This is a genomic window from Streptococcus cristatus AS 1.3089 (assembly GCF_000385925.1).
GTDB classification, from domain to species: Bacteria; Bacillota; Bacilli; order Lactobacillales; family Streptococcaceae; genus Streptococcus; species Streptococcus cristatus_B.
Genome location: NC_021175.1, coordinates 696,352 through 712,570, shown reverse-complemented (window position 1 = coordinate 712,570; position 16,219 = coordinate 696,352). Strand labels below are relative to the sequence as shown.

The following is a 16,219-nucleotide window of genomic DNA, read 5'->3' as shown; positions in this document are numbered from 1 at the left end:
GGATGCTTTATTTTATTCTAAAATAGGGAGAAGACTACTACCGCAAGGACGGCACCAATGATTGGTCCGACAACCGGAATCCAAGCATAGCTCCAATCGCCATCACCTTTGTTTGGAATCGGAAGGAGACTGTGCATGATGCGAGGTCCTAAGTCACGAGCAGGGTTGAGGGCATAGCCTGTTGTTCCACCAAGTGAGAGACCAATTCCGACAATCAGTGTTCCAACTGCAAAAGTGCCAATGCCTGCTTGCAGCTTATAAAGTCCTAGAGCGAAGATAGTGAGTACAAGAACAAAAGTTCCAAGGATTTCACTAATCAGGTTAGAGAAGGTATCTTTGATAGCTGGTCCTGTGCTGAATGAACCCAGAACGTTAGCCGGATTTTCTTCAGCTAGATAGTGAGGTTTGAACTGTAGGAAGACGAGGAACTGTCCGACCATAGCACCTGCAAATTGAGCAAGGATGTAAGGAAGAACAGATGCCCAAGGCAAATCACCTTTCAGAGCTACTCCGATAGTTAGGGCAGGGTTCAGATGGGCTGGGCCAAGGTTGCCAGATACAAAAGCAGCGATGGCAACGGCAATCCCCCATCCCATGGTAATCACAATCCAACCTGAATTGTGACTCTTGGTTTTGGGAAGAACCACACCAGCGACCACTCCATTTCCCAGAAGGAGCAAGAGCAGTGTTCCTAAAAATTCGCCAAATATTTCTTTCATCATTTATGTTACTCCATTTAAAAGAAGGGGAGGCAGACAGTTGTTTTGCCTACCGCCTCTTCTCGTACTTTCTATTTTTTTAATTCTTCTAAATCGTTATTTGCAAGGGCAGCTTGAACGTCTTTTCGATAAGCTGCTTTTTCTGCTTCTGTCCAGTCGTAGAATCGTCCCATTTCATCCAGGACAGGCTCAACAATAGCGTCTAAACCATCTCGCATAAAGAGCATGTGATTTGTCCGGCGAAGCAGGAAGTCGACTGGGCTGAGTGCTAATTCGTTACGCATAGCGTAATGCAGTGACAAGGTATCGGCTAAGCTGAGACCTGGTGCTTGCTCGATGCTGTGTGCGAGGGCAAAGACCTTAGGAGCATTGGAGCCGTAAAGGTTTGCAAGATAGAAGGCTTCTTTGCTGTCTAAGCCACGTGATACACCGAGTTGCGCAAAGGCTTCGATTTCGGAATCCACATTTGCTGGATTGAGCTCTCCGCCTGAAACAGGGTATGTCTTCGAGTTGATGAGCTTGAAGCTGCGGTCAAATTCTGCTTTGAGGATTTCAACCACACGCTCCATAGCGCCTTCCGCCATTTTACGATAGTCCGTAATCTTACCGCCAGCAAGGGTCAAGAGGCCATTGTTATCACGTTCCAGGCTGGAACCGCGAGACACGGCAGATGGATCCAAGTGTTTTTCAGACGTGCTGCTTTCGAGTTGCGTAACAGCCGCTTCAACATCCTCACGGGATTTTTCTTTAGCCAAATAGCTTTCAACGGTCGCAATCAGTGCATTGAAGCTTTCATCGCTAATGGTACCGTTGTTTCCACCATTGTAGTCAGAAGCGCTGTTTCCTGCAATCAGAGGACGCAAACCTGCCCAGCTGCTTTCGATGTCGTCAATCGTGATGTTGGCTTCTGGGAAGCGATTATTGACAATGCCCAAGAGGTAATCCACATCTTCTTGTGTTACTTTTGGATGCTCTAAGTCGCCAGTGTAGTCGGTGTCTGTCGTACCAAAGTAGGTTTTATTTTCACGCGGAAGGACAAAGACCATCCGGCCGTCTCCCAAGCCTGTGTCAAAGTAGACTGGCTGAGAAACCTTGAGCTTGCTAGAGTCAACTACCAAGTGAACTCCCTTGGTTGGACGCATTTGAGAATATTGCTCACCATCATTTGACAGATTGCGCACCTTGTCGCTCCAAGGTCCAGTTGTATTGATGACTAGGCGAGCCTTGATTTCAAAGACTTCATCTGTCAAGAGGTCACGCGCAACAACGCCTGTAATCTTTCCAGCTTCGTCAAAGAGGAAGCCTTCTGCCTTGACATGGTTGGCAATCAGGGCGCCGTCTTGGTTGGCGCGTTTGATATTTTCAATCACGAGTCGAGCGTCATTGTTGCGGAAGTCAAGATAGACACCGCCGCCGACCAGGCCTTCCTTCTTGAGTTCAGGTTCCCGTTCTAAGACTTCTTCCTTGCTCAAGACCTTGTTGGCAGCAGGAGTGTTGTTAACACCAGCCAAGAGGTCATAGAGGTCCATAGCTACTTTGAGACGGAAGAGGCTGAAAGTAGCGCCATCTTCTTCATAGACTGGAAGGAGCATAGGATCTGGTTTTGGAATATGGGGGGCAATTTGCTGAACCACAGCACGCTCAGAAACTGTATCTGAGACCACCTCTACGTCGAATTGCTTGAGGTAACGAAGGCCACCATGGACCAATTTGGTAGAACGGCTAGAAGTCCCTTCTGCAAAGTCTTGCATTTCAATCAGACCGGTCTCCAGGCCACTAGCTGCCGCTTGCAAGGCTACCCCAGCACCGGTAATCCCGCCGCCAATAATCAGGAGGTCCAAGGTGCGTTCCTGCATTTTTTTTATCGATAATTCACGTGTTTTCTTTGAAAATTCCATAATTACACACTTTCTAACTTAGTCGTTTCATGCTTCTATTGACTTGATTATCAAAATATGAATCAGTATCAGTCGTCGATTTCTGCAAAGACTTGGGTTGCTTTAACGGCTTTTTTCCATCCTTTGTAGAGTTGTTCCTTGCGGGATTCATTCATAGATGGTTCAAAGAGTTCTCCAGTTTCATTGAGAGTGCGGAGTTCGTCCAAGTCTTTCCAGTAGCCTACTGACAGTCCTGCCAAGAAGGCTGCACCGAGAGCAGTTGTTTCTAAGTTTTTAGCGCGGGCAATATCGATTCCCAAAATGTCAGCCTGGAACTGCATGAGGAAATTGTTCATAGCAGCACCGCCATCGACTTTGAGGACTTGAATAGCAGTCTTGGCGTCTACCTGCATAGTATCGATGATGTCGCGTACTTGGTAAGCGATGGATTGTAGAGTAGCCTTGATAAAGTCTTCCTTGCTGGTTCCACGGGTCAAGCCAAAGACAGATCCACGTGCATTTTGATCCCAGTAGGGAGCGCCCAGACCTGTAAAGGCAGGTACGACATAGACTTCGTCATTGTTGTGAGAATCGAGGGCATATTTTTCAGATTCAGGTGAATTTTCAACCATCCGAAGACCGTCGCGTAGCCATTGAATAGCACTTCCGGCAATGAAAATAGAACCTTCTAAGGCATAGTAAACTTTTCCGTTGATGCCGTAGCCAATGGTTGTCAAGAGGTTATTTTCAGACAGCTGCATCTCTTCACCAGTGTTCATGATGATGAAAGAACCAGTTCCATAAGTATTCTTAACCATACCAGGCTCAAAAGCTAACTGTCCAAAGAGAGCCGCCTGTTGGTCACCAGCCATACCAGAGATTGGTACTTCTCCGCCATAGAAATGGAATGGAGCAGTCTTGCCATAGATTTCTGAGTTAGATCGAACTTCTGGAAGCATAGCCTTTGGAATGTTGAGGATTTCCAAAATCTCATCGTCCCATTTGAGTTCCTTGATGTTATAGAGCATGGTACGGGCTGCATTTGAGTAGTCAGTCACGTGAGCCGCGCCGTCAGTCAATTTCCAAACCAGCCAGGTATCAATAGTACCAAAGAGCAATTCACCCTTTTCAGCTCTTTCTTGTGCTCCCTCTACATGGTCCAAAATCCAGCGAACCTTGGTAGCAGAGAAGTAAGCGTCAATAATCAAACCAGTCTTTTCATGGAATTTTTCCACATAGCCTTGGCTTTTCAGCTGTTCAGCCAGAGGAGCTGTCTGACGAGATTGCCAAACGATAGCATTGTAGATAGGAAGACCTGTATTTTTATCCCAGACGACAGTTGTTTCACGCTGGTTGGTGATTCCGATAGCTTCGATTTGGTTAGGTTTGACTCCACTTTCGATGAAGGCACCGGCGATAACGGACTGCACTGAGTTCCAAATTTCATTGGCATTGTGCTCAACCCATCCAGCTTGAGGGAAAATCTGAGTAAATTCTTTTTGACTGGAGCTAACTTTTTCTCCTTTTTTATTAAAGATGATGGCGCGTGAACTAGTTGTTCCTTGGTCGATGGCCATGATGTATTTTTCTTGTGACATGAACTGTCCTCCTAGTAAAAATCTTGAGGATGTTTCCTCTACAGTAACTAGTATATAAAATAAAACGCTTTCTTTTTTATCAACTTTTTTTAAATTTTAAAAAAATCTGAGGAGATTGTGCGAAAATCACAAAGAAACCTGGATTTCTCCAAGTTTCTTAATGAAATATCATGTGACGGATTTGTGCTAAATCTTCCAAATCCAAGTCATTTTTTAAATAATAGATAGGAACCTGCTGGGCCTGATGAATAGGATTGTTGGTGATGATGAGGTCATAATTTCTGGTAAGGTCGTAGGATTCAATCGTAATAAAGCGATTGTACTCTAAGTACCGCCTTAAAATGGCTGTCATCCTGGAAACAACGATAAAGCTATCTATCAAGTCCATGCCTATCTTGATGACTTGACCGTCGTTTTCAGCAATGTACTCCATCAGCTGGAGCCATTCCCACAAAACCTTTTTATCCAGAGATGTTCCCTGCTGGAAAATAGGCAGTTTGCTAAAAATAGTGTCTGCTACTTGTCGGTAATCGTATTCGCTCCATAAATATGGGTGGCGAAGTTCCAAGTCATGCTTGTATTTGTCTTGCAAGAGGTAGCCTCGGAAAAGAAAGACGCGGGCGCAGAGCTGACTGAGTTCGTAGGTCACCTGGTCTTCAATATAGTCACCTAGCAAGTCCTGGCCCTTCATCTCTTGAATGAGTTGCGTAATCAGACTGGCAATTTCACCTCCAAAGCCCAGAATATACTCCATGGTGTGTAGAGGCAGAATCCGATGGGAAAGCAGAAATGAAAAGAAAATCATCATTTCCCCATCTTCTTGGCTCAGAGTAATGTGCTGACCAGCAAAGAAATCATTTGTCCGGCGATGCAAGCGTTGATAGAAGATATTTTCAAAATAGCCCTGCATTTTCTGCTCAATGTTTTGAAATTGACAGGCATTGACTCTTAGGCGCTGTTGGGTGATATGTGCCCAAAGAGCCAAGTCCAATCGCTGCCCTTGAGAGAGTTGGGCTCCGCAGAGTTCTTCTAAGACGGCAACTTCCTGCCTTCTTTCTGATTTTTGAAGTTCTTTTTCCCAATCTTGGCTGGACCAGACCTTGCGAAAGAGGCAGAAATAAAAATAGCGGATCTGGTGCTCAGGCCCTTTTAAGCGGCCATTTTGGATAGATAGCTCAAACTCTGATAAAATCTGATTTAGACCGGATATGTGACGGCCGAGTGTTGCTTCACTGATCATCAGTTCCTGGGCTAATTGATGGGCTAAAAACTGCTGATGATAGAGCAAGTAGTTTAAAATCTGGTATTTGATAGCATTCCCCAAAAAGAGTCTGCGAATGTCGCGACCTTTGGTATCAGAACCGATGGACAGACTGAGCGTTTCGTCCTGAAGCTGGATGGATAAGGCTGCATGATGGTCTGCGGCCTTGTCGTTAATCAAGCTAATGTACTTGGTCAAGGTTGCTTTCGAAAATCCTGTTTCCGACATGACGGCCTTCAAACTAGATGTAGAATGCTGCTGTAAATAAGACAGGACAATAAACTGCCCCGCTTCACTCTTTTCCATTAAGTCTGCTAGATACATCCGAGAACCCTTTCAGTTTGCTAATCTTAGCTTAACACAAAAAGAAAAAAAGAACGAAGCAATCTGCTTCATCTGCTACATCCATCTATGACTAACAAAAAGGAAACCTGACCAGCGGGATGATTTCCCCAGCCGTCTCAGGCTTCCTTTGTATCATCAGGCTTGCTTCACCCTTTTAAGCATGATATTTTACATATTCTTTGCAAAATCAAAACGGAACCCAACCTTTTGACCTAATTGAGTCAGTTCAGCCAAAGTCTCTCTGCGGCAGACAAAGATGACATAGCTGTCACTATCAATATCCATTGCTCCGAGGCAGTAGCCTGCTTCCTCCCATTTTTCATCCAAAACCTTGCACCATGATGGAATGTCTCCATCCTCATCTAGCCAGTCATCTTGCAAGGGGAGATTCTTTTGCTCTGCCAATTCTTTCATGAAATAGGTGAAGTCTTCTAATATTGAATTCCAATCCAGTTCAATGGCGTCACCACTCTCAATTAACTCATCCACAATTCCTAGCCAAACAATGGTATCTTCCTCTTCGTCATCTTCTATCCCACGATCGTCATACCTTTCAAGATTTTCATCAAAGTAGTCCCACGGTGAGGCAAGACAAGCTTCTATAGCAGAACGGACAGAGCTGTCCTCTGTAAGCAGTTCAACCATGCTCATAAAAATTTCTTTGTTCAGTTCATTTGTCATAACTGACTCCTTTCTTGTCCATAAGGACATATTTTTAACTTTATTGAAAAGAATTTTATCTATAATCCCGACTAATATTAGTCACGGGACTGATCATTTAGGCAATTATCGCTTATTCATTTAAGAATGTTTCATCATCCATAGTGTTCAGAACCTTCAATATCTCGGTAGTGGAATTCTAAATCCGAAATCAATTTTTCGCCATATTCCAATAATTGAGCTTTAGTGAGAGCATTTACATTCTTGTCAGAAAAAGCAAGCTTTGCCTTCAAGTCAACTCGACAACTTCCAACAAGACTCGCTTGGATATAGGCTGCATAGTCATTTCTAGCAGATGTCCAGTCCATTAGTTGAAAGTCCATTTCAAAGCGAATAAACAATTCCCTACCATTTTGCTGCAAGTCTACAATAGTAAAACCTTCGCTATCATGAATTTCGGATGAATCAACCATGTCTAGCTTTTCTCTATTAAGATAGTTCAAATCCTCAGATAATGCTTTGAAGACAGACAATTCTTTTATTTTATGACCAATAAATTCCAATAAAATAATTTCTAAATCTTTTATTTGTAAGTACTGCTCTTTAATCATTATGCCTCTTAGTCTTTGCTAATAAGATGATGACACCTAGTAAAGTAAGAATTCCACTTACAAAAACAGCTATTTCTAATTCTTTTAATCCTTCAATATAGGGTATGATATAGATACTTGATTCCACAAATAGAAAACCGATAAGAACAAGGGCAATCGAAAATATGTCTGTTTTTTATTCATTTTACGTCCTTCCCTTAGCTAGCTCGAAATTTTATTTCCCTCTACCCACTTATCATTATCCATGATAAAGGGCTTGGCCAGTCCTTCTCCTGTGTAGTCCTTATATTTTGTCTGCAAGTATTTGTAGACATCTTCCTTGGTTGCAAACTTGATAGCCTGGTATGGCTCTTCAAAGGTCAGCTTTTCGACAAACAGATAGCCGTCTTTATCTGGAACCAAGACGCCGACATGCCCCACAAAGAGAGAATCACCGTCAAGATTGTCGTGGACGATGACGGAAAGCATCCGAGCCTTTTCGTTAAACTTGAACTGTTTGAAGTATTCCTCCATCTTCTTAGCATGGACTTTTACATCTTGAGTCGCTTCAGTCTTGACTCTTGAAAACAGGATATTAAATTCTTCCTTATCCTTGGCATCAAAGAGCTTGCCCTTGTCAATCGAATCATTATCTATGAACAAGAGTTCGTCATCCTTTGCTATTTGAGGGATGTCGATGCTATTTTTCAACAAAGTGTAAGTATTAATCCGACAATTTGTCCCGATAAAATCGCCCTTCTTTGCCTGCCAGAGAGGATTGATTTTTTCTACGTCATATTCTGTTTTGGTAAATTTAGTGAAATCGCCCCTTAATCCAGTCGAGCCAACAAGACCATTGTAATCATTGACTAGATTGACAAAGTGTTCGACACTGTCTTTATCCAAGTCGGCAGCCAGCAAATTTTTGACTTCTTCAAGACTCTTTTTACTATTTAGATTTGAATAAGTCGCCTTCCAGGGGTATTTTTCCGAGCTAGTCTGACCAACTGTTGGATTCTCTTGACTGCCATTTGATTGCTTTTGTGCCTTCCCACATGCAGCTAAGCCAAGAATTGCCAAAGTACAGGCACTCATCAACATAATCTTTTTTACATTCTTCATTCTTTCGTCCTTTTTACATTTTTCCCATATTCATCTTCAAATAATTCCTCTTGTTATTATATCAAGAAATACTGAAAAACAGAAAGAAAAAAGCCAATTTGAACAGAAACTTCCTTGTTCTTGAAATCACATCTAAACTAAAAGTACATCTTTATAAAACAAACACACACCTCAACGAAGCTATTTCCCTAAGCAAAAAAATGACTGCACTTTTATCAACTGCAGTCACTTTGATTTATGAATAGATGAATAATCTAGAGTAGCCAACTTAAAGAAGGGACTCGCTCTAAACTGGTAAGTCTACTTAATCTTGTGCTTGTTCATCTTTTCTTCGAAGATAGCTGTCATGATAGCGCGCAATTCCTCACGCTCCTTTTCAGGAAGTTCTCCTGCTTGCTTAGCCACAGCGTAAAGTTCTGGATATTGCTTGGCAACTCGCTCAACCGTCTTGGTCGTAGCATGCCCTCTCACAAGGAAGGGAATTCGCTTAAGCCATTCTTGTGGCACAAGATCCAAAATCTTTTTAGCCGCTTCCTTATCGCTAATGACGGCTGTACTAAGCCCCTCTTTGATCTGCTCCTGCTCTTTTTCGGTAAAATCTTTTAATTCCATTCTGAACTCCTCTTTTCTAGTAAGTTACTTGCTAAGGACTCATTATACACCTAAGCCCTAAAAACTACAAATATATAACTTGAACAGGTTGCTTTTAGATTGGATTTTTTGAAAGCTGAATAACTTTGACAAATCTTTAAGTCAGATTTCCAAAAATTAATTTGCAGCAGTTTCCAAAACTTCCGCAAAGATTACGAAACCTTTTGGTAAGATATGAAGCTGCCCGTCCGATATTTGGCAATGACTTGCTAAAGTTGCAGAATTGCTATCTAACAAGTAATTCTCTTTGGATTGATTAAAGATTGCTCGAAGAACTTGTCCATCATAATCCCAAGTCAGAGATAGCACATCTGGCTTGATTTCTTTCAGGTTATAGGTTCCATGTTGGATAATGTCTGAGACACTCTTGCGAAGATGAATCAATTTCTTCATGAAATGAAGCATATCATTGCTATCGGAAACACGTTCCCAAGGCATAACACGACGACAATCTGGGTCTGGTCCTCCATCTAACTCTAACTCGGTTCCATAGTAGAAACACGGTGTTCCCCTTTGTAAAAAGAGGCAGGCTAGGGCAGACTTGACTAGTTGGACGTTTCCTTTTGCTGTAGCCAAAATGCGCTCCGTATCGTGCGAATCCAGAAGATTGAACATCACTTCTGAAATCTGTTGTCTATAATACATAGATTGACCATTGATCTCATCGATAAATTGATTGGTCTTCTTGACCCCACGCAAGAAATAATCCTTGATACTATCAGAGAGAGGATAGTTCATGACCGCGTGGAATTCATCGCCATTTAGCCAAGGCTGAGACGTATGCCAGACCTCTCCTAGGATATAAAGGTCAGGCTTTTTAGCCAAGACAGCTTTACGGAAATCTCTCCAAAATTGGTGGTCGACTTCGTTGGCCACATCCAAGCGCCAAGCATCGATATCAAACTCTTCAATCCAGTAGGTCGCAACGCTCAACAAATAGTCCCTCACTTGAGGATTGGCTGTATTTAGCTTGGGCATATAGCTCTCAAAAGCAAAGGTATGGTAAGGGAGCTTTCTTGGATTTGTAAGCTTATCCCTTGTCACCGGGAACTCTTGAACATGGAACCAGTCTTTATAAACAGAATTTTCACCGTTTTTGAGGACATCCTGCCACTGTGGAGATTGGTCTCCGATATGGTTAAAAACAGCGTCCAGCATGATTTTCATGCCTCTCTGATGGGCTTGCTCCACCAGTTGACGGAAGGTTTCCTTGTCTCCAAAATGACGGTCAATTTCGAAATAATCCGTCGTATTGTACTTGTGATTGCTCGGCGACTCAAAGATTGGACAGAGATAAAGTCCTGTAATACCCAAATCTTGCAAGTTATCTAGATGGTCAATAATGCCTTGTAAATCACCACCAAAGAAATCCTCACTTTTAGGAGTAATCGACGAATCCCAAGCTAGAGCTCCTTCTGGCGAAAGAGCAGGGTTTCCATTTGCAAAACGCTCTGGGAAAATCTGGTACCATACCGTTTTTGACACCCAGTCCGGAACATGACAAGCATCAATCTCATGGATATAAGGAAGCTTAAAGCCATTTCCTTCGTAATGAAGGTTTTCTAGCGTGTTTTCAACACAACCCTTATCGCCATACAAGATACTCTGGCCTTGCTTATCCTTAATCTCAAAGAGATACTGAAGTCGTGCATAGCCGACTGAAACCCCCACCTGCCAATAATCAAACAAAGCATCGGAGGTGACTTTGACCATTTCCTTGCTGTCCTCATAATGATCCTCCATGAAAATAAAAGGATCTCCATAGTGCAAGGTAATATTCTCAATATCTCCCCTTTTCGTCCGAATGCGAATGTGCATTGTCTTATCTTTATAAAGATAAGCATACTCCGACTCTGGCCTGTGGTAAATAGCTGACAATTCCATATTTCTCTCCTAGATTTCTCTTTATAGACTCATCGCAATCCTATGCAAACGATTTCAAAACGTAGTCCTAGTATATCACTTTAAAAAAACGATTGCAAGGTGTTGTTTGGATATATGGTAAAAAGCCTTGAAGTCAAGGCTTATAATGTTCTTTCCAAAACATAACACAATATATTCTTTAAAATTCTATGTAAAAGTTCATGCTATTAACTATCTGAGTTCAACATCATTTTCTACATGCTACATCTGCAATGCTGTTATCCAAAAACATATTCCGGCTATAAGTGAAATCGGAGTCATTACATATTTTTCTTTCTTACTTTTTGAAATCATGTTCATAATCGTATTCAAGGATAGGTAAGCGGCAAAGAATAAACAAATATATTTAGTAACCTTAAAAGACAGCCACAAGGGAATAAAACCTCCGGCTTGCAAAATAATGATCATGGCAAAAATTTGGATAGCTACCGAAATGACTGCCGCAATTCTAAATTTCTTAGGTAAGATTTTATGTTGTCCACCCATTGTAAATTCGCCCAAAGGCAGACCGCAAGCAACAAGAACGGTCATAATTGCTATAATTCCAAATAATACTGCACCTAATATTGCAAACATAAATCAACATCTCCCTTCGTAAAATACAAAGATTTTTAGTTACAAATCCAGCTTCGTTTCACTAATATTCCTATAAATTTATAATACACTCTTATAAAATTTTTAAATTTGATAGCCCTAACTCCTGCTTCTTAACCTGTGTTAAACCTCTATTTTCTTGTAAAAATATCCTATAGAGCTTTTTTTACACTTTTCTTTTTAATCTGGGCAATTTGGTCTCTTTTTTCTAACAAACTTACACACTCAGCAGTTCGCTGTTACTGTATCGCCTTGTCGTACACTCCTCACTCTACGACAGCTATCGAAGCATGAGCAAATTATCGACTTCTACTTTGCTGATGCCTCAGCTCGTACAAGCAGTGATACCGCCTCAACATGTGGTGCTAGCAAGCATCTATATTATAGAACGAAAGTATGTAAAAGTGATTTTGGAATAATACTATAGAACGGAACTATTAAAATTTATTTAGTAAGGAAATCCCCTAACTCACTGACCAAGCCTTGCTTTATAGAACAGAAATCAATACTCTGAACTTTCGTCGCACGTAATGTAATTTTTTCTGCAGTAGTATAAAAATCTAATTCATCTTGAGTGAAGAAATCTACTGCATCATATCGACGTATAGGTATAAGTTTTTCATTATAATAAACCAGCATTTTAATCGGATTGACTCGCAATACCTCAGCCACCCCAGAATCCGCAGTTGCGAAATAATGGAGATAAATCACATCTGAGTTTTCAATACAATTGAATAAAGTACTTTGTTCCAATAGTCTTATATGAAAAATATCCCATGCTGTATTATGTATTTTATCAATTAAATTCTTAGCCCCTAGCTGCAACTTTTTAAATATTTCTTGAACAGCACTATCATTTTTCAAAAAAAGTATTAATAAAGTCATTTCCAATTCTAAAAATACGCATAAATCCTCAAAACAATAGCGTTTAAACTCAGCGACTTTAACTTTTGTAGAAAGATTTTTTGTATTTTTCAAAATGAATGCTTTCAATATATAGCAACACACTGCCTCATACTGTTGTATCACCTCATCATTGCTTAGGTAGTTTTCTGCATCTTCCCAGATTTCTTTCATCCAAATATATTTATCTGGTTTTAGAGTCTGAGGCACATTAGATTGAAAAACTTCAAAATCAGTGCTATCAAAATAAACATAACTTTCAATCATTTTGGCTAATAATTCACGATTTAGTGGGGTGGTATATCTTTCCATTAAAGCAGTTGAAATATTATTTGTTAGACGCAACGATTTAATCTCGTGTAAAAACTTAATTAAATTCTCCTTATCAGGGACATTTCTCCCTCTATATAAATCATGTATGTAGGTAAAAATGTTTAGGTCATAATTGATAATTCTGGCAACGGGTAAGAAATTATCCTTAGCATTCACAGTATTTTTATCAATAACCCAAATTTTTTGGTAATCTCCCAAACCAATCAGATTAAACTTTCCATAGCTAAATGATTTGCCTATGTTACCAAAATTTGACTTTTCTTCATCAAATAGAAAAACTCTACACTCATGAAGGTTCCATCTATTGAAAACTTCTATTTTCTGTATGGTCGTTTCACACTTAACTAGCTCCTGAATAAAAGGATATATTTCAAGCATAGGTGTTTAACCTCCCAAAATACTTAGTTGTCTTGTTCATAACGAATAACTTCTTCCCAATAATCATACTCATCACAAATATACAACATTGCATTAAATAACTTCAAAAACTCTTGTTCTTCGATTTCTTTCTCCCACCGACCATGACTAATCATATGACGATTTGGTTCATCAAGTGTAAATCTATTAGTATCTTTGAAGAAACTATACAGCCAGTGCATCAGTCCTACATCGCTAAACGACTTATCAATAAATATACTATCAATTTCTTTAATTGCTCGGTGACCTACTGGTATTTTTTTCTCTAATGAAGTCATTTCTGAAATTCTATTTAGTGCACCATCAATTGCCAAACTTCCCAGAGTATATGCTGCATAAAAGTTTCGATTAAAGTAGCAATCAACCATTGATTTTACAAGAGGAGCTGAATAACACGGCGAATTTTGTAAGTCAATAATAAAATCCTCATTTTTAGTTTATCCCTAAGCAGCTCTATCCATTCGTCCTCCAAGGTATTCCATTCCTCAGCAAGTAAACGTTGATAAACACTTCTATCACGAAAATAAATAACCCATCCATTTTCTGCCAGCAGTTGAACTCGAGAAATAATCTGCTCAATTTCTTCTTTTGTATAAATCGAAGGCAGTGATTTTAAAAGTTCATTGATGCCACTAAAAATCTTTGAATAATCAATTTGATAGCTAGCAATTAAATTTTTTGCAGAATCTGCAATGTTTTGAATTGCTTGCAAGTGTGTAGTTGATAACGTTTTATTGTACGACGCAACCACTTCTGACATGACATTAATAGCGCTTTTTTCCACTTGAATTAATGAAGGCAGACTTACTAAAGGAGTCGTCAAATTAGCAAAATTTACTAATTTAGCTGAACTTAATACATTTGAAGTTGCAATTAATTCTGAAATAATGTTAGCATTTACAGTTGCTTGAAAGCTACTAAAGGTATCAGCCAAAACAGAAATTGGTGTAGTATTTTGTCCCAATTTTATCTTTTCAGAGAGGTTTGTTGAGCTGTCTAACGGAATTTTTTTAGAGTCTATTTCAACTTTCTTCACTTTAATACTATCAATCATTTTGTCCCCCAAAAACAGCTTATTCATATTGTTTATTATACCACTAAAACTATAAAAAGACCTTAGCCATTAAGAAGTTCAACTTGAACAACCACTTTGATACAAATTGTTCCTGAACAATAAAAATTTTGTTTTCAAAAAATCTTACTATTTTAATTTATAGAAAGATTTTAGAATTTAACAAGCAGTGATAGTGACTAAACATAGTGCAAGAAAACTTCTAAATTATAGAACGAAAGTATATACTGTCTTGTATTAAAGACCTATTTATAATAAATGTGTAAAATGATTTATTAATAATTTAGTTAATCATTTACTCTAATAACACTACACTCTGTGAAAAAACTAAAAACACAAATTTACCAGTAGTACCTTTTCTCACTCAGATATTGTTCTTTTTGTTCTCTAGAATTTTCATGATTTCTGGTTCCTAATAATTCGTCTGTTGAAGAAACTATTGGGTCTATCCAGTCAGCTTTGGATCTAATCCAGTCAATTTCATCTTTACTAAGTTTCCCTGCTATCTCCAGTTTATCAGCCATCAATCTTAAATCATTTGCTATTTGAAAATCTTCTAGCATATTAAGAAGAGACATTGTCCGTTTCTTCTCTTCTTCGATTCTATTTTGTAATTTTCTTTTTCGTTCTTGTTCTTCTTCGTATAGTCTTTCTCTCTCTTCACGTTCAAGACGTAAGTTCTTAACCTTATAATACTCTTGGTAAATTAAAACAATTATTTCTGGGATTGATTGTTCAAGTGTGAATTCTTTAGTATCTTTAATGTATTTACCATCTATTATCTTAAAACGAAATTTTCCATTTGGTATATAGTCATACTTCTTTATTCTTGGTTTAAAAGCATATCTATTAAACTTAACGCTATCATTGTACTCTGCTAGTTCTTTAGCTTCTTCTTTTGTTAATTCATGACTTACTTTGTCTGTTGATTCTATAACTTCAAAACGAACAATATCCTTGTCAATTTGAATATCCCAATTTGGAGTTACATTATCACCGATTCTTTCAATAACAGTAACTAGTGTATCTAAAAAGCGATATAAACGTGGAAGAGAATTTAGTGAAATATTTTTTACAAATTTAGGTTCTTTTAAATCATTATATCTGTGTCTAGAATCAAAGTAAGGATAGGAAGCAGCTTTTTCCCTCTTATTCCACTCTGTGATTTTATCTCTTAGATTAGCTACAGATTTATGTAATCTCTTATTTGGAGACTGGTTTAGGTTTGAAACTGCTTCAATAATACGCTCTATTTTATCGTCCTCTAAAAATGATAACGAACTTCTTATACTAGTTGTATCAAGTTTAACAGTATCTTTATTTTTATCTTCCGAACTCTCCTCTTTATGTTTAGCAGGTTTTATTCTATTGTTCTTTAGGCTTTTTCTATCAATATTAACTTCATTTACGTCATTTTGTGGTAATGGAACAATAAGTTCACTTAAATCTTGTCCAGTATTCTTACGATACCAATAACTACCCTTTGGAATTGGGATTTCAAATTCTTTGCATTTCTTGAGTAAGTCTGAATAGCTTAAATCATATTTCAATGAAACTTGTTTTGCACTTATCTCCCAGATTTCTTCATAGAGTTCTTCTCTAGAGAAGGTCTTTATCATCCTCATTTGAAACACCTTTACCTTTATACTTTACATCACCATTTTTATATTTACCAAGCGAAAATGCAAATTCAAAAACTTCTAATTCTTCACTTCTGCATTTTCGCTTAATATAAAAAGTAAATCTTGTTTTAAACCGTTAAATTCCTCTATAATTTTATCTAAACTAGTTTCAATATTCTCAACACGGATCTCTGATAGTTTTCCGTGGTTGTAAGAAATCATTCTTTCAGCGATAATATGATATGACCAACTCTCAGTGAAACGTCTATCTCTTTCTTCGTTATGAATAGCAAAACCAATTGGAAGAAGATTATTTCTAAGACCTATAGCAACTGCCTGTGAACTTATACCTAAATAATCACCAGCAATTTTTAATGTGATTTTATTTAATTTTCTAATATCTTCGTCGGTATATTTCGGCATGTTAGTACTCCTTTGTTATAATTTCAAATGCAATATCATCTAATCTAAAATATCTTGATGGGCTGCTATCTAGTCGCTTTCCTTAATAATAAAATTAATATGTGGCACA

General features: G+C 38.8%; 15 protein-coding genes. All 15 read right to left on the bottom strand.

What is annotated here, in order from left to right:
- Positions 1 to 17: 17 nt before the first annotated feature.
- The 15 genes from I872_RS03460 to I872_RS03395 all read right to left on the bottom strand — a co-directional run bounded on the left by I872_RS03460 (position 18) and on the right by I872_RS03395 (position 16,110).
- Positions 18 to 722 carry an MIP/aquaporin family protein gene (locus I872_RS03460; RefSeq protein WP_015604766.1) on the bottom strand — a complete coding sequence of 235 codons (705 nt, stop codon included), beginning with the start codon at positions 720 to 722 and terminating at the stop codon, positions 18 to 20.
- A gap of 68 nt (positions 723 to 790) precedes the next feature.
- Positions 791 to 2,617, bottom strand: coding sequence for a type 1 glycerol-3-phosphate oxidase (glpO, locus tag I872_RS03455; protein WP_015604765.1), 1,827 nt, complete (start codon positions 2,615 to 2,617; stop codon positions 791 to 793).
- A gap of 68 nt (positions 2,618 to 2,685) precedes the next feature.
- Positions 2,686 to 4,194 (bottom strand): glycerol kinase GlpK, encoded by a 1,509-nt coding sequence (gene glpK, locus I872_RS03450; protein WP_002896985.1) that lies wholly within the window; start codon positions 4,192 to 4,194, stop codon positions 2,686 to 2,688.
- Between the two features lie 157 nt (positions 4,195 to 4,351).
- Complete coding sequence (locus tag I872_RS03445; protein ID WP_015604764.1) at positions 4,352 to 5,779, bottom strand: AcpB/EbpR/MafR family transcriptional regulator; 1,428 nt, start codon at positions 5,777 to 5,779, stop codon at positions 4,352 to 4,354.
- Positions 5,780 to 5,968: 189 nt separating this feature from the next.
- On the bottom strand, positions 5,969 to 6,481 hold the full coding sequence (locus tag I872_RS03440; protein ID WP_015604763.1) for a DUF6630 family protein: 513 nt from the start codon (positions 6,479 to 6,481) through the stop codon (positions 5,969 to 5,971).
- 134 nt (positions 6,482 to 6,615) lie between these two features.
- A complete protein-coding gene (locus I872_RS03435) occupies positions 6,616 to 7,071 on the bottom strand; it encodes a hypothetical protein (RefSeq protein ID WP_015604762.1) in 456 nt (151 codons plus the stop codon).
- Between the two features lie 201 nt (positions 7,072 to 7,272).
- On the bottom strand, positions 7,273 to 8,172 hold the full coding sequence (locus I872_RS03430) for a DUF4300 family protein (protein ID WP_015604761.1): 900 nt from the start codon (positions 8,170 to 8,172) through the stop codon (positions 7,273 to 7,275).
- 300 nt (positions 8,173 to 8,472) lie between these two features.
- On the bottom strand, positions 8,473 to 8,784 hold the full coding sequence (locus I872_RS03425; protein WP_015604760.1) for a hypothetical protein: 312 nt from the start codon (positions 8,782 to 8,784) through the stop codon (positions 8,473 to 8,475).
- A gap of 156 nt (positions 8,785 to 8,940) precedes the next feature.
- A complete protein-coding gene (locus I872_RS03420; RefSeq protein ID WP_015604759.1) occupies positions 8,941 to 10,707 on the bottom strand; it encodes a glycoside hydrolase family 13 protein in 1,767 nt (588 codons plus the stop codon).
- A gap of 240 nt (positions 10,708 to 10,947) precedes the next feature.
- A complete protein-coding gene (locus I872_RS03415) occupies positions 10,948 to 11,322 on the bottom strand; it encodes a hypothetical protein (protein WP_015604758.1) in 375 nt (124 codons plus the stop codon).
- Between the two features lie 462 nt (positions 11,323 to 11,784).
- On the bottom strand, positions 11,785 to 12,954 hold the full coding sequence (locus I872_RS03410; RefSeq protein WP_015604757.1) for a hypothetical protein: 1,170 nt from the start codon (positions 12,952 to 12,954) through the stop codon (positions 11,785 to 11,787).
- A 23-nt stretch (positions 12,955 to 12,977) separates the two neighbouring features.
- Positions 12,978 to 13,307, bottom strand: a complete 330-nt coding sequence (locus I872_RS12185) for a hypothetical protein (RefSeq protein ID WP_234702205.1) — start codon at positions 13,305 to 13,307, stop codon at positions 12,978 to 12,980.
- 59 nt (positions 13,308 to 13,366) lie between these two features.
- Positions 13,367 to 14,047, bottom strand: coding sequence for a hypothetical protein (locus tag I872_RS12180; RefSeq protein ID WP_234702204.1), 681 nt, complete (start codon positions 14,045 to 14,047; stop codon positions 13,367 to 13,369).
- 359 nt (positions 14,048 to 14,406) lie between these two features.
- Positions 14,407 to 15,690 (bottom strand): hypothetical protein, encoded by a 1,284-nt coding sequence (locus tag I872_RS03400; RefSeq protein ID WP_015604756.1) that lies wholly within the window; start codon positions 15,688 to 15,690, stop codon positions 14,407 to 14,409.
- Positions 15,691 to 15,765: 75 nt separating this feature from the next.
- Complete coding sequence (locus I872_RS03395) at positions 15,766 to 16,110, bottom strand: hypothetical protein (RefSeq protein ID WP_001127479.1); 345 nt, start codon at positions 16,108 to 16,110, stop codon at positions 15,766 to 15,768.
- Positions 16,111 to 16,219 lie beyond the last annotated feature (109 nt).